This window comes from Sphingomonas sp. Ant20, from assembly GCF_000783375.1.
In the GTDB taxonomy this organism is placed as follows: domain Bacteria; phylum Pseudomonadota; class Alphaproteobacteria; order Sphingomonadales; family Sphingomonadaceae; genus Sphingomonas; species Sphingomonas aerolata.
This window is the reverse complement of the sequence record NZ_JRVI01000148.1, coordinates 34273-50461: the sequence shown is the minus strand read 5'-3', so window position 1 is coordinate 50461 and position 16189 is coordinate 34273. Positions and strand designations below refer to the sequence as shown.

12 protein-coding genes and 8 pseudogenes are annotated in these 16189 nt (G+C 63.3%); 13 read left to right on the top strand and 7 right to left on the bottom strand.

The genetic code is table 11. The annotated features are described in order from the left end of the window. From NI18_RS23545 to NI18_RS15780, 7 genes and pseudogenes are all read left to right on the top strand, one after another. Nucleotides 1-454: pseudogene (locus tag NI18_RS23545) on the top strand (P-type conjugative transfer protein TrbL); the annotation flags it as partial. Nucleotides 455-471: 17 nt separating this feature from the next. Beyond that, nucleotides 472-864, top strand: a pseudogene (trbF, locus tag NI18_RS15805) (conjugal transfer protein TrbF); the annotation flags it as partial. Nucleotides 865-991: 127 nt separating this feature from the next. Continuing rightward, nucleotides 992-2042 (top strand): annotated as a pseudogene (locus tag NI18_RS15800) (IS110 family transposase). Between the two features lie 327 nt (nucleotides 2043-2369). After that, nucleotides 2370-2687 (top strand): annotated as a pseudogene (gene trbF, locus NI18_RS15795) (conjugal transfer protein TrbF); the annotation flags it as partial. Then, nucleotides 2684-3676, top strand: coding sequence for a P-type conjugative transfer protein TrbG (trbG, locus tag NI18_RS15790; RefSeq protein ID WP_009398076.1), 993 nt, complete (start codon nucleotides 2684-2686; stop codon nucleotides 3674-3676). The pseudogene trbF (NI18_RS15795) and the gene trbG, both read left to right, overlap by 4 nt. A gap of 2 nt (nucleotides 3677-3678) precedes the next feature. Then, nucleotides 3679-4956, top strand: a complete 1278-nt coding sequence (locus NI18_RS15785; protein WP_009398074.1) for a TrbI/VirB10 family protein — start codon at nucleotides 3679-3681, stop codon at nucleotides 4954-4956. Further along, complete coding sequence (locus NI18_RS15780; protein WP_009398072.1) at nucleotides 4953-5198, top strand: DUF2274 domain-containing protein; 246 nt, start codon at nucleotides 4953-4955, stop codon at nucleotides 5196-5198. The genes NI18_RS15785 and NI18_RS15780 overlap by 4 nt, the downstream gene beginning before the upstream one ends. Nucleotides 5199-5489: 291 nt before the next feature. On the opposite strand, the pseudogene NI18_RS15775 reads toward NI18_RS15780, so the two are convergent. From NI18_RS15775 to NI18_RS15760, 3 pseudogenes are all read right to left on the bottom strand, one after another. Beyond that, nucleotides 5490-5723, bottom strand: a pseudogene (locus NI18_RS15775) (transposase); the annotation flags it as partial. A gap of 99 nt (nucleotides 5724-5822) precedes the next feature. Next, nucleotides 5823-6584, bottom strand: a pseudogene (locus tag NI18_RS23540) (IS5 family transposase). A gap of 60 nt (nucleotides 6585-6644) precedes the next feature. Further along, nucleotides 6645-7601 (bottom strand): annotated as a pseudogene (locus NI18_RS15760) (IS481 family transposase). A gap of 66 nt (nucleotides 7602-7667) precedes the next feature. Here NI18_RS15760 and NI18_RS15755 point away from each other — a divergent pair. The 6 genes from NI18_RS15755 (at nucleotide 7668) to NI18_RS15735 (ending at nucleotide 11481) form a co-directional block, all read left to right on the top strand. Next, the gene (locus NI18_RS15755; RefSeq protein WP_052149243.1) at nucleotides 7668-8264 is read left to right on the top strand and encodes a hypothetical protein; all 597 of its coding nucleotides are present in this window, start codon (nucleotides 7668-7670) and stop codon (nucleotides 8262-8264) included. A gap of 17 nt (nucleotides 8265-8281) precedes the next feature. Continuing rightward, nucleotides 8282-9307 (top strand): catalase family protein, encoded by a 1026-nt coding sequence (locus NI18_RS15750; RefSeq protein ID WP_037531276.1) that lies wholly within the window; start codon nucleotides 8282-8284, stop codon nucleotides 9305-9307. 37 nt (nucleotides 9308-9344) lie between these two features. After that, the gene (locus tag NI18_RS15745; RefSeq protein WP_037531274.1) at nucleotides 9345-9914 is read left to right on the top strand and encodes a type 1 glutamine amidotransferase domain-containing protein; all 570 of its coding nucleotides are present in this window, start codon (nucleotides 9345-9347) and stop codon (nucleotides 9912-9914) included. Further along, nucleotides 9914-10675 (top strand): SDR family oxidoreductase, encoded by a 762-nt coding sequence (locus NI18_RS15740; protein WP_037531291.1) that lies wholly within the window; start codon nucleotides 9914-9916, stop codon nucleotides 10673-10675. Before NI18_RS15745 ends, NI18_RS15740 begins: the two co-directional genes overlap by 1 nt. A 96-nt stretch (nucleotides 10676-10771) precedes the next feature. Further along, nucleotides 10772-11104, top strand: coding sequence for an SDR family NAD(P)-dependent oxidoreductase (locus NI18_RS27225; protein ID WP_306286462.1), 333 nt, complete (start codon nucleotides 10772-10774; stop codon nucleotides 11102-11104). After that, nucleotides 11017-11481 (top strand): SDR family oxidoreductase, encoded by a 465-nt coding sequence (locus NI18_RS15735; protein ID WP_306286461.1) that lies wholly within the window; start codon nucleotides 11017-11019, stop codon nucleotides 11479-11481. The genes NI18_RS27225 and NI18_RS15735 overlap by 88 nt, the downstream gene beginning before the upstream one ends. Nucleotides 11482-11760: 279 nt before the next feature. Here NI18_RS15735 and NI18_RS27220 read toward each other — a convergent pair. The 4 genes and pseudogenes from NI18_RS27220 to NI18_RS27210 form a co-directional block, all read right to left on the bottom strand. Beyond that, nucleotides 11761-12189 (bottom strand): annotated as a pseudogene (locus NI18_RS27220) (epoxide hydrolase); the annotation flags it as partial. A gap of 332 nt (nucleotides 12190-12521) precedes the next feature. Further along, nucleotides 12522-12806 (bottom strand): hypothetical protein, encoded by a 285-nt coding sequence (locus tag NI18_RS25170; protein ID WP_052149242.1) that lies wholly within the window; start codon nucleotides 12804-12806, stop codon nucleotides 12522-12524. A 1073-nt stretch (nucleotides 12807-13879) separates the two neighbouring features. Further along, nucleotides 13880-14968, bottom strand: a complete 1089-nt coding sequence (locus NI18_RS27215; RefSeq protein WP_306286460.1) for a TonB-dependent receptor — start codon at nucleotides 14966-14968, stop codon at nucleotides 13880-13882. After that, nucleotides 14902-16050 (bottom strand): TonB-dependent receptor plug domain-containing protein, encoded by a 1149-nt coding sequence (locus tag NI18_RS27210; RefSeq protein ID WP_306286459.1) that lies wholly within the window; start codon nucleotides 16048-16050, stop codon nucleotides 14902-14904. Before NI18_RS27210 ends, NI18_RS27215 begins: the two co-directional genes overlap by 67 nt. Nucleotides 16051-16189 lie beyond the last annotated feature (139 nt).

The following is a 16189-nucleotide window of genomic DNA, read 5'->3' as shown; positions in this document are numbered from 1 at the left end:
GCCAAGCTCGCGGGGCTGGCGCACGGGCCACGACCTCGGCGGCTGGCAGCGCGAAGTCGGCTTTCCAGTCCGGTTCTGCCGCTGCGGGCGGCGGGGCCAAGGGTGCAGTGGCAGGGCTGGGCAGTGTTGCCAAGGGCGGCGCACAGACGGCAGGCCAACGCGCCGGTGCTGGCATCAAGCAGCGGCAGCCAAGGCGGCCGCGCCATTCAAAGCAGGCTGGCAAGGCTCTGGTGCCGATGGCGGCTCAGGCGGCGGCACTGCTGGGCCAGCCGCCGCAGGCGATGCCGCTGGCAACACGGCCAACGCGCAGAAGCAGGAACAACCCGGCTGGGCCAAGCGCCTGCAACGCCGCCAACAACTCACCCAGGCCACCACCACTGCCGCGCACACGCTGCGCGGTGGTGACGGCGGCGGTTCGGGCCAAGGCCCGAGCCTGCGGGATTCCGATAGCTGACTTTCAAGGAGAACTCCATGCGATTCAAACGACCGCAGGTGCGTTATGCCGATACGCCACAGCCTGCCACCCCGTATCAAGCCGCCGCCCAGGTGTGGGACGAGCGCATCGGCTCGGCCCGCGTGCAGGCCAAGAACTGGCGGCTGATGGCCTTCGGCTGCCTGGTGCTCGCGCTACTGATGGCCGGCGGCCTGGTGTGGCGCTCGGCCCAGTCCATCGTTACGCCCTATGTCATCGAGGTCGATCAGTCCGGCCAGGTGCGCACCGTGGGCGAAGCGGCCACGCCGTACCGGCCCTCCGATGCGCAGACCGCGCACCACATCGCGCGCTTCGTGACGCTGGTGCGCTCGCTGTCCATCGACCCCATCGTCGTGCGCCAGAACTGGCTGGATGCCTACGACTACACCACATGGGATAATCGCGGGATCGAGTCGCACAATCCAGGCTTACGAATTGGAGGTGGTGGCCGCTCCCCGATATGATTAAAAACGGGCTCATGACGCGGCGTCGGGCCCAAGCATCAAGCGGAGAGCAACCGTGGCCCAGTATGTTGGATTAGATGTTTCGTTAAAAGAGACGGCGATCACAATAAGGGAGGATGGCAGGAAGATCTGGCGCGGCAAGTGCGCGTCTGATCCCAAGCTGCTTGCGGACGTGATCCGCCACCGCGCTCCCAACGCTGTTCGCGTCGTATTCGAGACGGGGCCATTGTCGGTGTGGTTCTATCATGCACTGATTGCGGAGGGCTTGCCCGCGATTTGCATCGATGCTCGTCATGCCAAGGCGGCGCTCGACATGGCACCGAATAAAAACTGATGCGAATGATGCAGACGGGCTCGCACATCTGGCGGAGGTTGGATTCTTCCGCGAAGTACGAGTGAAGCAGTTCAATAGCATGATGACGCGGACGCTCATTGGCGCTCGCGATCAGCTGCTCAAAATAGAAGCGATCTTGTTCAATCAGATAAGGGGGCTGATGAAGACTTTTGGATTAGTCGTCCCAAAGGGTAGAGGCCGAGTGTTTGAAGGCCACGTCCGAGATATGCTTTCGACCAACGCGGATCTAGAAATCATAATCATTCCTCTTTTGGAGGCATGGCGTAGCACCAGAAAACAGACGACAGATCTTAGCAAACAGGTTGTAGCGGCGGGGCGGCAAAGCGAGCAATGTAAATTGCTTATGACAATTCCCGGTGTGGGAGCAGTCACCGCGACATCATTCGTTGCCGCGATTGAAGACCCGGCAAATTTTAAAAAATCCAGATCTGTCGGGGCTTGGCTAGGTTTAACGACCCGCCGATACCAGTCAGGCGAAGTCGACTATGATGGTCACATATCCAGGCGCGGTGATAACCATCTACGTGGACTGCTCTATGAAGCCGCGACCGTCATTTTGACACGCACAAGCAGCGAAAGCAGCCTCCGTACTTGGGGATTGAAACTTCGGGAACGCGTTGGCTTCAAGCGCGCGGCGGTCGCAGTGGCCCGCAAACTCGCCGTGATCATGCACACGATGCTGAAAACGGGAGAGCTTTTCGACAAGGCGCATACGGCCGCCCCATCAATGAAGGAGTGCGCAACGATCTAACCCGCCGTACCTTCAACCAGTTGCATCTGACCCCCAGATGCGTCGAGACGTCCCTGCCAGGACGTGGGTAAGGCCATTCCGCCCCGGGTTTTGCAGTCAACGGCTTCGCCGCTCGACCTGCGTACACCACATTGGAAGGCCCACTCCCGCGTAAACCCATCATGCGGCGATCCTGCATCGACCGCGAAGACAACCCTGCTCCAGGCAAACGCCTCTAAAAGCGCATCCTACCAGCCCTGCAATTGCATCTCCCATCCCGCTGGACCGCTACGCGGGCCGGCTCCGAAGGCTACTATCTTAAGCTGTTGACCGAGCTTCAGCGATTAGACAACCGACCGGGGCGCGGCGGTGCTCAACGACTACGCCCGCACCAATGACCCGTTCGCCCGCATCGGCAAGGAGTCGGTGACGGTGCAGATCACCAGCGTGGTTCGCGCCAGTGATGCGTCGTTCAACGTGCGCTGGACGGAACGCCGCTACGTCAATGGCGCGGCTGCCGGGCTGGAGCGATGGACGGCGGTGGTGTCCATCGTGCAGCAGACCCCGCGCACCGAAGAACGCCTGCGCCGCAACCCGCTGGGCATCTACGTCAATGGCCTGTCGTGGAGCCGTGAACTGGATTCGTCTGAAGGAGTGAAGCCATGAATGTGCCTTTCCGTTTTTACGCTTTGCCGCTTGTCGTGCTGGCCTTGGCCGGCTGCGCCACGCAGGGCAAACCCCCGCCAGTGATTTCCTTGGATGAGCCGGTACAGGCGGAGCCTTTGCCGGAAATGCCTGTGCCGATCGAGGTGGTCACTATTGCAGAGCCACTGCCATTGCCTGAGCAGTTGAAGCCAGTGCCGGAGGAAAAGGATGCGAAGCCTGCGCCTGAACCGGCTGATGAGACGGTACGTGTCTCGAAAGCCAATGCCGAGGCACGGGTGGCTCCGACGCGCGAAGGCTATGTCAATGCGATCCAGGTCTGGCCGTATAGCGATGGCGCGCTGTACCAGGTCTATGCGTCAGTAGGTCGCGTGACGGTGATCGCGCTCCAGCCTGGCGAGGAACTGGTGACGGTCGCTGCGGGCGATACCGTGCGCTGGATCGTCGGTGACACCTCCAGCGGCAGCGGGGCCGATCTGCGCGTCAATGTGCTGGTCAAGCCTATCCGTTCCAGCTTGAAGACCAATCTGGTCATTACCACCAGCCGCAGGACGTACCTGCTGGAACTGACTTCGACCGACAAGGCATGGATGGCGTCGGTGTCCTGGGACTACCCGAAAGACCGAATGCTGGCCTTGCGGCGCCAAGCCCAAGCCGCCAACGCTGCCGCGCCGGTCGATGCAGGCTTGTCGCTGGATAACATCCGCTTTCGCTATGCAATCAGCGGCAGCAATCCATCGTGGAAACCGCTGCGCGCTTTTGATGATGGCGAGAAGGTCTATATCCAGTTCCCGGCAGGCATCGCCCAGGGCGAGCTGCCGCCGCTGTTCGTCATCGGCGCACAGGGCGACGGGCAACTGGTGAACTATCGCTTCCGCTCGCCGTACTACATCGTGGATCGCCTGTTCGGTGCAGCAGAACTGCGCCTGGGGGCCGACAAGGGCGATATGGTGCGCATCGAGCGCGCGGATGGCATCGTCGGGAGGAACTGAGCATGAGCCAGGACGACACTCCCGACCTTGCCACGCCGCAGGCGGACAAGATGGCACCCGAGGCGGTGGCGCTGCGCGCCCAACCGCGCCCGGTCACGCGTCTGAACCGACGCACGCTGGCCATCCTCGCTGGCGGCCTGTCGGTTGGCGTGATGGGCGCGCTGATCTGGTCACTGCAACCGCAGCAACGCGGCGCGGGCGAATCCACCGAACTGTACAACGTGGATCGTGTATCGCGCTCGGAAGGCCTCGACCAACTTCCTGCCGACTATTCCAAGTTGCCAGCGCTGCCGCCCGACGTGCCGGAGCTGGGGCCACCGCTACCGGGTGATCTGGGGCCGGCCATCGTCAATTCGCAGCAGCCGGTCGCCGCCACCTATGCCGCGCCCGGCTACGACCCCAACGATGCGCTGCACAAGGAAGCAGAAGCGGCGGCAGCTTCAACGGTGTTCTTCCGCACCGGCTCCCCGCAGGCCGCGCCCGTGGCGCAGTCGCAAGTCGCTGCCGCGCCGGGCTTCGCCGCCAATGCCGCTTTCGATCCACTGGCCGCTGGCCCGGCCTCGACGGCGGCCCAGCCTGCTGATCCGACTGCCGTGCAGAACCGGCAAGACCAGAAAGAGGCGTTCCTGACAGGCGGTTCTACGGAAACCCGTAACTCCGGCAACCTGCAAATGCCCACCTCGCCGTATCAGGTGATGGCCGGAACGGTCATTGCCGGGGCACTGGTCACGGGCATCAAGTCCGACTTGCCGGGCGACGTGATCGCCACGGTGACGGAACCGATCTACGACACGGCCACTGGCAAGTTCCTGCTGATCCCGCAGGGATCTCGCATACTGGGCAAGTACAACAGCCAGGTCAGCTACGGCCAGAGCCGCGTGCAGGTGGTGTGGAATCGCATCATCCTGCCCGACACGTCATCACTCACGCTCGACAACCTGATCGGCACCGACCCGGCAGGCTATGCCGGTCTGGAGGACAACGTGGACTGGCATTGGGATCGGATCTTTGCAGGTGCCGTGCTGACCACGCTGCTGGGTGTCGGTGCCGAACTGGCTGCACCTGAGAACCGCCAGGACGGCGATCGCGTCATCATCGCCGGGCGCGACAGCCTGCAGGACACCGTGAACCAGGTCGGCCAGGAAGTGACCCGGCGCAATCTCAACATCCAACCCACGCTGACCAGCCGCCCCGGCTTGCCGGTGCGCATCATCGTCAACCGCGATCTGGTGCTACGGCCTTATCAGCCGCTGTTCTTCAACAAGGGGACTTCTCGATGAGCACGACCAAGAAACTGCGGCTGGGGCCGCTACCCAAGACCGAAAGCGTCAAGCTGACCTTCGCTTGCCCGGCCAGCTTGAAAGCCGATCTCGACCGCTACGCCGCGCTGCATGCGCAGGCGTATGGCGAGGCGGTCGATGCCTCGACGCTGATCCCGCACATGCTGGAGGCGTTCATGGCGGGGGATCGGGGATTCAGGAAAGGAAACGGCAGCAAGGCCGTGCCACCGAAGCCAAGCTGAAGATGCACTGGAACCAGACTGACCATCCCTCGAACGCGCAGCCCAACGCTGCGCGTTCTTCGTTCTGGATAGGCTGCGAGGGAATCGGCTAAGATGACTGAACAAGCCTGCCAGCCATTGGCAATCTCCATCGCTGCAACGCGACTCGACTCTCTTTCTCCAGGCTCTTATGTGGCTCCCAGCCCACAATGCCGCATCCTCTGCGAACGGCATGAAACAGAGCTAACCTATTGCCCCGTATATGGTTTCAAGCTTCGCGTGATTTCAACAAAATGCTTGACGCCAGCAATTTTTTAAGATGTCTCGCTCCTCGGTCACCCGAGCCAACTCGCGCTTCAACTGGCGAATCTCGGCGTCCTTATTGGCATCGCCCGACGCCACCTTCGCAAACTGCTTCTTCCACGCATACAGCGAGTGCGGGCTGACGCCGAGGCGCTGCGAAACCTCCGCTACCGGGTAACCCCGCTCCATGATCTGCACCACCGCGTCACGCTTGAACTCATCGCTGAAATTGGGCTTCCCCATCGTCGCCTCCTATCCTCAAAATTAGGATTGAAGCGTCCAGAAATCTAGGGGCTATTCATGGAAGCGGTTGGTCTAACGCTTAGGGTCAGGACTCGTTGATCATAGCCAGAAGATGACGGTGGCGGCGAGGGCCACAGCGGAGAAGAAGACGGTCGGGCATCGATCGTAGCGGGTGGCAACGCGGCGCCAGTCCTTCAGGCGACCGAACATAATCTCGATACGGCTCCGGCTTCGGTAGCGGCGCTTGTCGTATTTGACGGGCATGATCCGGGATTTTCGGCCGGGAATGCAGGGCGTTATGCCCTTTGCCTGAAGGGCGTCCCTGTACCAGTCTGCGTCGTAGCCGCGGTCGCCCAGCATCCACTGCGCCGGGGGTAGATCGTCGAGTAGCGCGGCAGCGCCGGTGTAGTCGCTGACCTGACCAGCCGTCATGAAGAAGCTGAGCGGTCTACCTTCTGCATCGGTGACGGCGTGCAGCTTGGTGTTCATGCCCCCTTTGGTGCGTCCGATCAGGCGCCCAAGGCCCCCTTTTTAACCCGCAGGCTCGATGCCGTGCGGTGTGCTTTTAGGTAAGTCGCGTCATCATGATCGTCTTAGGCGTGGCGCTCGCGGCAGCCAGCCCCTCCATTATGCGGACGAAGACACCCCCTTTTCGCCCCCACCGCTTCCACCGGTTGTAGAGCGTCTTGTGGGGGGCCATACTCCTTGGGTGCATCGCACCAGCGCAGTCCGTTGCGGTTGACGAAAAACGATGCCGCTCAACACCCGCCGATCATCAACTCGGGGCTTGCCGTGGCTCTTTGGGAAATATGGCTCGAGCCGCGCCATCTGCTCGTTGGTCAGCCAGTACAGGTCGCTCATGCGCGGTCTCCTCACGGAGCCTGAATCAGATCGTGCCTCTCAGATCAATGGGTCCTGACCCTAGCTGTTTAGTCCCGGCATCTGGTGGATCGGATCGACGATGAACCTGTCAGGCTCTGACGTCCAGAATTTGGCGATGTATTCGTAAGGCGTGAGGCCACTGAGCGTCTTGAGCGACGGGCGAAATTATAGGCTGCCATGAAGTCTGCGAGGTGCACCCGCAACTGCTCGTGGCTCTCGTAATGGAAGCGTTTGACCGTCGCCTCCTTGATGGTGCGGTTCATCCGCTCGACCTGACCGTTCGTCCACGGGTGGTTCGGCTTGGTCAACCGGTGCTCGATGTCGTTTGCTTCGCAGATCATGTCGAAGCGCATCTGACGCGACCAGGCGGTGTTACGGTTGCGCGGCTGCTCGGCAAACTGGATGCCGTTGTCTGTCAGGATCGTATGGATCCGGTACGGCACCGCTTTCAGCAGGTGTTCAAGGAACTCCCACGCCGTTCGCCTGTCCGCCTTGTCGACGAGCTGGGTGACCGCGAACTTACTCGTGCGGTCGATGCCGACGAACAGGTAAAGTTTGCCTTCGGCAGTCTGAACCTCGGCGATATCCATGTGAAAGAAGCGATCGGGTAGCGCTTGAAGCGCTGTCGCTTCGGCTTGTCCCCCTCAATGTCCGGTAGAGGGATATGCCGTGCCGTTGCAGGCAGCGGTGCAGCGCTGACCGTGTCAGATGCGGGATCGACGGCTGCAACGCGTATAGGCAATCGTCGAGAGGCAGTAATGTGTGACGCCGGAATGCAACGACCGCTGCCTCCTCGGCTTGGGTCAAGGTCGTGGAGTGAGGGGCCTTCGGCCCGGTCTTCAGATCCTCAACCGTTGCCCGCTTGCGCCATTTTGCGACCGTCTTCGGGTTGATCCCCAGCTCTCGGCTCAGCGTCGAGAGCGAAGCTTGCGATCGCTGTATTGCTGCTCTGACGGCGTGCGTGGTCGTGGCGCTCCCGTGACGTACTTGTCCCATACGGCTTCCTTCCATTCCAACGAAAGGATCGCACCATCAAACCGTGGGATCAAACACCTAGCTGCTTTGGAACAGCGAATTAGGTATCCGGACACCAACCCGATCGGCGATCGCTATGGCACGCAAGCGCCGCTCCGATTCGGCGACTATATCGCCAAGTCCGACATCGTGCCGCAATCGCCCAATTCCCGCGCGCTGACCGACCAGAAGCTCGACGAGAGCAAGAGCCCCGACTCGATCCGCGAAGAATTGATGGCGATCTTCGCGAACGAGGGTGGTGCCTGGACGCTGCGCGCGCAACTCTGCCGTGACCTCGAGGAGAACCCGATTGAGGACGCCGCGACGCCGTGGCCCGAGCAGGGCAATCCCTACATCCCGCTCGCGACCATCACGGTGAAGCCGCAGAAGAGCTGGTCCGAGGAGCGCGTCACCGTACTCAACGAACAGACCGCATTCCGCCCGTGGCATGGTGTCGAGGCGCATCGCCCGCTCGGGTCGGTCATGCGCGCGCGCCGTGCGGTGTATCCGGTGATCCAGGATCTGCGCAGCCAGCTGAACGGCTGCCCGATGCACGAGCCGCGGACACTTCCCCCCGCTCGACTGACCGGGTCTGCACGGAACCGTACTGAAACGTCGCCGGGCATTCGGCTGTTAAGATCCTGATCCAACAGGAGCTTCCCATGCCCTATCTACCCTATCGCGACGACATCGAGACGCCCGAAGCCGGCGAGCAGGAGAGTATCGACGGCATCATCAAGGGGATGACGCAGGAGAGCGAGACGGTCGAGAAGCGCGACGGCCATGCGGTGCGCGCCAGCCACGCCAAGAGCACGGCCTGCGTCATCGGCAAGTTGGTCGTCGCCGCGGATTTGCCGCCCGAACTGGCGCAAGGGCTGTTCGCGAACCCGGGGACGTTCGACGTCGCGGTCCGCTTCGCGCAAGGGCCGGGCGAGAAGCTCGGGGATAGGGTCTCGACGCACCGTGGCATGGCGATCAAGGTCTTCGGTGTCGAAGGCGCTAAGCTGGCCGGTCACGACGCGCCAACGCAGGATTTCGTCCTGGCGAGCGGTACGACGTTCCCGGCCGGCACCGCCGCCGGATTCCTAGCGCAGGCGAAGAAGATCGGCATGACCGTGCCGATGCCCGAAGGTGTCAAAAGCGCGGCCGCATCGATCGCGCGCAACATCAACAAGGTCCTGAACGCGGTCGGTGCCGAACCGAGCCCAACGCTGGACTTTTACGGCCATCCGTTCAGCCACCCGCTCGTCGAGACCTATTTTAGCCAGTGCCCCATCCGCTACGGCGGTCATGTCGCGAAACTCGGCGTATTTCCGGTCGCGCCTGAGCAGCGTGCGCTTGATGATTGGCGGCTCGATCCGCATCAGGATGAGGATGGCTTCCGTCACGCCGATGCTGAGATGCAGCCGATCGAAAATACGTCGGTCGACTGGCCGACGCGGGTCAGCGAATACCGCACGATCGCGACGATCCGTCTGCCGCGACAGGCCGCCTATGGCCGGGATCGCGTCCGCTATTTCGACGAGGTGATGACGTTCCGGCCGGCTCACGCCCTGGAGGCGCATCGTCCGCTCGGCGGCGTGATGCGCGCGCGCATGCAGGTGTATCGCGCGCTCAGCGATTTCCGCCACCGCGAGACCGGCATTGCCGCCGCCAACACAGCGACCATCACCGATATCCCGGCCTGACGCCGCTCACGCTTATTCAGATTTCGAAAGGACGAACATGAAGCTCCAAGGCAAGACAATCGCAATTCTGATTTCACCGCGCGGCACGGAGGAGCCCGAGTTCGCACAGCCAAAGGCAGCCGTCGAGCAGGCAGGCGGTGCAGTAACCGTCATCAGCCTCAAAACCGGCGACGCAGAGACGGTCAACAACGATCTCGATCCTGGCAAGACGTTCGCCGTCGAAAAGGCGATCGACAACGTGTCGGCATCCGACTTCGATGGCCTGGTGATCCCGGGCGGGTGCGTCGGCGCGGACACGCTGCGCTCGTCGGACAAGGTCGTGGCGTTCGTGCGCGATTTCTTCGCCGCCGGGAAGCCGGTCGCCGCGATCTGCCACGCGCCGTGGACGTTGATCGAGGCCGATCAGGTGCGCGGCCGCACGCTCACCTCGTTCCCGACGCTCGCCACCGACATCCGCAACGCGGGCGGTACGTGGGTCGATCAGGAGGTCGTCGTCGACCAGGGCCTCGTCACCAGCCGCACCCCGGATGACTTGCCTGCGTTCTGTGCAAAGCTCGTCGAGGAGTTCTGCGAGGGCAGGCACGAGGCGCAGGCGGAGAACGCATGATGGCGCGCTTTGCCGACAAGGTGGTCGTGATTACCGGTGCCGCCTCGGGCATTGGTGAGGGTGCTGCTCGCCGTTTCGCCGAGGAAGGCGCGACGCTGGTGCTGGGCGACATCGACAAGGGCGCGCTCGACCGGTTGGCGGGCGAACTGGGCGGCACCGTCGAAACGCGGGAAACCGACGTCACCGACCGCGCCGCGTGCGAGGCGCTGGTCGATGCGGCGATCGACCGCTTCGGTCGGATCGACGTACTCGTCAACGACGCCGGCGTCGACCATCTGGGCAAACTGGACGAGGGCGACTTTTCGGAATTCACCAAGGTGATCGAGACGGACTTGTACGGCGTCGTCCATATGAGCCGCGCGGCGATCGCACATCTGCGTGCGTCGAAGGGCTGCATCATCAACGTGTCGTCGGTGTCGGGGCTCGGCGGCGACTGGAACCACAGCTTCTATTGCGCGGCCAAGGGTGCGGTCAGCAACTTCACGCGCGCGCTGGCGATGGACGAGGCCAGGAACGGCGTACGCGTCAACGCGGTCAACCCGTCGCTGACCTATACCGGGCTGACTGCGGGAATGAAGGAACAGCCCGACCTGATCGCCAAGTTCGAGGAGCGAATTCCTCTCGGACGCGGCGCCGAACCCGCCGATATCACGGGTGCGATCGCGTTCCTGGCGAGCGACGACGCGCGCTTCGTGACGGGCGTCAACCTGGCGGTCGACGGCGGACTGACCGCGTCCAACGGTCAACCTCCGCTGTCCTGATATAACGAGGGCGCACCAATGCGCTCTCGTTCTCTTCTGGAGTCCATTCGGCAATGACGAACCCCATTACTTTCCATGCACATTTGGGCGCCGTCGATGTCTGACGCGCCCAAGGTCGCTATCATCACCGGTGCCTCGCAAGGCTTGGGTGAGGGGATTGCAGGTGCGTATCGCGCGCGCGGCTGGCGCGTCGTCGGCGTGTCGCGATCGATCGCAGCGTCGCAATCGGACGACTGGATTACCGTTGCGGGCGACGTCGCCGATCCTGAAACCGCGAGGCGCGCCGTGATGGCCGCGCGCGACCGGTTCGGGCGTGTCGACACGCTCGTCAACACGCCGGCGTGTTCATCGGTGAGCGTTTCACCGACTATACGGCGGAGCAGTATCGCCAGATCACGCAGACCAATCTCGCTGGCTTCTTCCACATGACGCAGGCGGCGCTGCCGCTGATGGTCGAGCAGGGCAGTGGCCATATCTTGCAGATTGTCACGACGTTGGCGGAGCACGCCAATGTCGAATTCCCCTCGGTGCTGGCGTCGCTGACCAAGGGCGGTCTTGCCGCGGCGACGCGCAGCCTGGCGATCGAATATGCCGCCCGCGGCGTACGCGCCAACGCGGTGTCGCCCGGCATCACCGAAACGCCGATGCATCCTCCCGAGACGCGCGCCGGGCTCGGAGCGTTTCACCCGCTCGGTCGGATGGGCACGGTCGCGGACGTAGTCAGCGCGGTGCTGTACCTCGAGAATGCCACGTTCGTGACGGGCGAAATACTCCACGTCGACGGCGGACAAGTCGCCGGTCACTGACGCGGAAGACAGGCACGCGTCGTTATATCTCTGAGTGGATCGGCGGGCGCCAAGCTCCCTGACCCCCTTGGCGCTACTGCAAGACGTGTTCGGCGCATCGGCGGGCGCTTGCCCTGTTCCTGCGAATAGCCAGTTTCTTCCTTGGCAAGCTTGGCGCGTTTCACAGCCCAGGCGACCTCGTCGGGCTTTTTTTGGCACCGCATCATTAGCCTGGAGCAGCACCATGTTCAGATGGAGTCCGGCGATCACTTCGGGATGCGCGTGCGCCATCCAGCCACCGATCGCGGAACCCCAGTCCCCGCCCTGCACGAGATAGCGTCGCGTGCCGAACAGCTCGACCATCAGACCGTGCATGAGTTCTGCGGTCTGCTTCGGTCCGATCGGAGACACGGGGCGGCCCGAAAACACGTGGCCGGGCAAGGACGGAACGACGACGTCGTGACCATCGGCGACGAGCGGCGCGATCAGCGCCTCGAATTCGAAGAACGACCCCGGCCAGCCGTGCAGCAGAAGCAGCGGGGGACGTGAGCCATCGCCGCGCGCACGAACGAAGTGGAGGCGCTGCCCCTGCACGTCGGCCGTAACCTGCGGCAGCATATTGAGGCGACGCTCCTGCGCGCGCCAGTCGTAGTCCGCCAGCCAATAGTCGACGAGCCGCTTGAGATCGGCGGGGCCGACGCCTGATTGCCAGGTTCCCGCGTCCGGCATAAGGTTTCAGTTGAACGCCTCGACCTTTGCGCGGATGGCGGCAAGGCGGTCGTCGAGTACCGCTATGACGAAGGGTTCTGCCATGTGTCGGTCCTGCCGATGGGGGTAAACCTTACTTCCCCGATTGAAAGCCTAACGTCGAACGCGCGAAGGTCGCCGAAAGGCGCTTCAAGGCGAGATGAACGAGCGGCTGCTTTTGGGAAGCGGGCACGGCGGTTTAGACGTCTGGTATTGGGTCCGCCCAGTCATCGTATAAGTCTTTTCCATCCCAGCCAGATGCCGCTTATCGGCGTCACCACACCGGCGATGGAGAACAGCCAGATCAGACCATCTTAGGCCGGGCGATGCAGCGTCAGTGTGTTCAGATCCCATTTATGGAGGAGATCGAATACCCAGCGGTACGTCCGCTGCCGCTCATCGACGGTTCGGAGAACCTCTCCGGTAACGGGATCGATATAGAGCCAAGTCTGTGCCGGATCGGCGAACCGCAGCTGCAAAACCGGCAGATGCGGGCGCGTTCCGACCGCATACCAGTATGCATCGGGCGCCGTCAGGCGATCGACCGAGAGTAGCGGCGCAGCACTCTCCAGTTGGCGTGCGGCCCTTACGGTTGTCACCTCTGTAGCTTGGGATGGCGCGAGTGTGACCGCATTCAACACTACTCGCCGCCCGTCGTGATAGGACAGCAGGACGAGGGGGGGTTCCCGCATAGTCAGTCAACTGCGCTATCACCGCACTCTCGCCTGCTATGCGGAGCCGGTCGAGTGCTAGGTCCGGCATCGGATCAGAGGACTGATAGATCCGCATAGCCGCCTCGTCTGGCTTCGTCCCGCGAAACAGATGGCCGGGATCGACCGACAGCCATCCGCTGAAGATCCAGGCGATCAAGAATAGACCACCCACCAGTCCCGCGACATGATGCCAGAGCATCCAGCCGTTGTAGGGCGTCATTCGCCCACCTTTGAAGCGACGTGCGCCGATGCGGGTCCGCAGTATGCCAATCCACATCCCCGCGACCGCCGCGGCGATGCAGGGACCAGACACCCACAGCACGACCTGACGCCAGGCCGTTTGATCCTGTCGTAGAACCGTCGGATAGAGCCAATGCGGCACCGAGCCGAGCCAGTTCCAGAACCGCTCGCGACGGGTGGTCACTTGAACGACGGAGCCAGTATTCGAAGACACATAGGCCTCCGTGCCGGAGGCGTCGGCCAGCGCAACCTTCCAAAGGGGACGGTGCCGATCGAAGCCGCCAGCAACCGTCCACTGATCCCGGGTCAGCCGTTCTACGTGCTTCGTCGGTGCGTTGCCAAAGCGGCCAGCGACCCGACAGGCATAAAGAGCATCGACTGGTCGCAAGACGGTACCGCGACTGGCGGCGAAAGTGGTGTGCGTTCCATCCCACCCGGTCACGCGCCAAACAGGCGTGCCGTCGCGCATCTCGAGCAACAGATCCTTCGGTAGCCGTCCCCCGTCCAGCGGGGGCGGCACGTCCACCGCTGCCCAGTGGATCACATCGCTTCCAGCCAGCTTCTGCGCTGGCGAGAGGGAGGGATAGGGCACGTAGAGCATCACCAGCCCGGACAGAAACCACATGGCGAAGAACAGGCAACTGGCGATGCCGATCCAGCGATGTACGAGGTACAGCCAGCGCCGGGGACTCTTGCCAAGCCCCGGCCACCTGAGGGAGTTAAAAGCTGGCACGAAGCGAAACGTCGACTGACCGGGCACGGCCAAGGACCCACTGCTGGTTATTGTACGTGCTGATCGCATAGTTGCGGTCGAACAGGTTGTAGGCGTGGATGTCGACCGCGAACTGCGGCGTCATTGCATAGGAGAGCGTTGCATCGACCATGGTGTAGCTGGGGACGCGGAAGCTGTTCGCATTGTCCGAATAGCGTCGTCCAACGTAGCGCAGCCCGGCGCGTGCCTGGAGCGCGTGCGTCGCGTTCCAGCGCAGCGAGAGATTGGCGGGCGTCTCGGGCACGTCCGGCGGGGTATTGCCATCGAAGCGCGTGCCGCCGGAGACGAAGTCGTCGAACGTCGCGTCGAGTATGCTGCCGTTCGCATCGATCCCGACACCATAAGGCAGATCGAGCGATACCGCGGCCTCGATACCCTTGGCCGATCGCTGGCCTACCTGCTCGACCGGGCTCGTCGGGGTCAGCTGTGCCAGCAGGCGCTTCTTGACGATGCGGTAGGCGGCGAGGGTGGCGGTGCCGCGACCGTCGAGGAACACCGCCTTGGCGCCGACCTCGACCTGGTCGCCGACCGCGTTGCTGAACTGCACCTGCCCGGTCGAATAGGTCGTCAGCGTCCCCAGCGGGTCCACGCCGGTGGCATATTGCGCATAGAGCGACACCGTCGGGATCGGCTGATAAACGCTCCCGATCCGCCAGGTCACATTGTGCAGCCGCTTGTCGAGTACGAACGTCTCGGTGCCGGTGCCGCCCGGATAGTCGATCGACCAGCGGCGGATCGTGTCGCGTTCGTAGCGGACGCCGCCGACGATCGAGATGTGCGTGCCGAGCTTAAGCCGGTCCTCGGCAAAGACCGCATATTCGGTCGTGCGTGTGCGATAGCGCGGTGCGATGCCTTGCGTGTCGATGATCAGACCGGGATCGAACGCGAAGGGATCGACCTCCGAAACCTGCGGGTCAGACCCGAAATTGTGCGAATAGGTCAGTTTGATGAGGTTGACGTCGAAGCCCATTACCAAGCGTTGCCGACGCCATCGGCGATGCCCGTCCTGAACGTCACGCTGCCCTGGTCGCCCCATTGCGTCTGGTCGTGGACGATGCCGGTCATGTCGGTGCGCAGGACGCCTCCGGGTGTGCCGGTGTTGCCGCTGCCGTTGGCGCAGACCCCGTCCGCGGCGATCCAGCAATAGCTTTCGAGATTGAGCCAGGAGCGTTTCGAGATGAGGCGATAGGCCTGGTTGCTGACGGTGACCGCATCGCTCGGCGTCCAGTCGACCTGCAGGCTGGTACGGTTGTCGCGGTACCGGATAAAGCCGTCACGTGTGTTGTAGTTGCGCTCCCGGATGCGGTCGTCGAGCCGACCGTCGATCAGCGGTGTGCCGAAATAGCGCATCGGCTTCTGGTTGCCATAATCGTCCCGCGCAGTGACGACGAGCGTGTCGGTCGGTGCCCAGCGCAGCGTGCCCGATACGGCATGGCTGCGCGACTGGCCGCGATCGACAAAGCCGTCGGACCGGCGATAGCTGCCGTCGATGCGGTAGGAGAGGCGCTCGGTGATCGGCCCCCCTGCGCCCGCCGCGAGATGGAAGCTGTCCTGCGACCCATAGCCGATCTCGCCCTCCACGTGCGTCCGCTGCGTATCGGGTTTGCGCATCAGGACATTCACCGCGCCGCCCAGCGCGCCCTGGCCGTAGAGCACGGAGGCCGGACCACTCAGGACGTCGATCCGCTCGACCATCCACGGATCGGTCGGGAAGGTGATCGTGCCGGCCGCCGGGAACAGCCTGATGCCGTCGATGAGCTGGAGCACGGATCCCTGACCGCTGAACCCCCGCGCGGCGAGTGCGGTGCCGCCATTGCCGGGATTGCCCGCGTTGCTGATGCCCGGTGCGCGGCTCGTCGCGTCGATCACCGACATATCGCCGCGCGCGCGGATCGTGGCGCCGTCGATGACCGACAGCGTAGCGGGAGTCTCGAGCGGCGTAAGGCCCAGGCGGCTGCCGGTCCCATTCGGCGTGGTGAGCGTGTCCTGGGCATACTGTCCGACGATCAGGATGTCCTTGGTATCGGGATCCGGCGCGGACTGCGCGTCGAGCGGTGCTGCGAAGACAGGCGACAGAATAGCGTCCGCGAGCGCGAGGCGAGACAATAGGAACGGCATTACGGTAATCCCCCGGGCGTCTAGCGAACCCGGCAGGGACCTCCCGCGAACGGCCGACATCCGCGCCAGCCGGACGCGATTGCGACCGGCACGCATGCCCGTGCGGTCCCCACCGCACACGTCGTCGCTCGACGGAGTA

Excerpts from the sequence above, each read along its gene's own strand:
- trbG (WP_009398076.1), top strand. The coding sequence starts at position 2,684 with ATGAATGTGCCTTTCCGTTTTTACGCTTTGCCGCTTGTCGTGCTGGCC.
- NI18_RS15785 (WP_009398074.1), top strand. The coding sequence starts at position 3,679 with ATGAGCCAGGACGACACTCCCGACCTTGCCACGCCGCAGGCGGACAAG.
- NI18_RS15780 (WP_009398072.1), top strand. The coding sequence starts at position 4,953 with ATGAGCACGACCAAGAAACTGCGGCTGGGGCCGCTACCCAAGACCGAA.
- NI18_RS15750 (WP_037531276.1), top strand. The coding sequence starts at position 8,282 with ATGCCCTATCTACCCTATCGCGACGACATCGAGACGCCCGAAGCCGGC.
- NI18_RS15745 (WP_037531274.1), top strand. The coding sequence starts at position 9,345 with ATGAAGCTCCAAGGCAAGACAATCGCAATTCTGATTTCACCGCGCGGC.
- NI18_RS15740 (WP_037531291.1), top strand. The coding sequence starts at position 9,914 with ATGGCGCGCTTTGCCGACAAGGTGGTCGTGATTACCGGTGCCGCCTCG.
- NI18_RS27225 (WP_306286462.1), top strand. The coding sequence starts at position 10,772 with ATGTCTGACGCGCCCAAGGTCGCTATCATCACCGGTGCCTCGCAAGGC.
- NI18_RS27215 (WP_306286460.1), bottom strand. The coding sequence starts at position 14,968 with ATGGGGCGACCAGGGCAGCGTGACGTTCAGGACGGGCATCGCCGATGG.
- NI18_RS27210 (WP_306286459.1), bottom strand. The coding sequence starts at position 16,050 with ATGCCGTTCCTATTGTCTCGCCTCGCGCTCGCGGACGCTATTCTGTCG.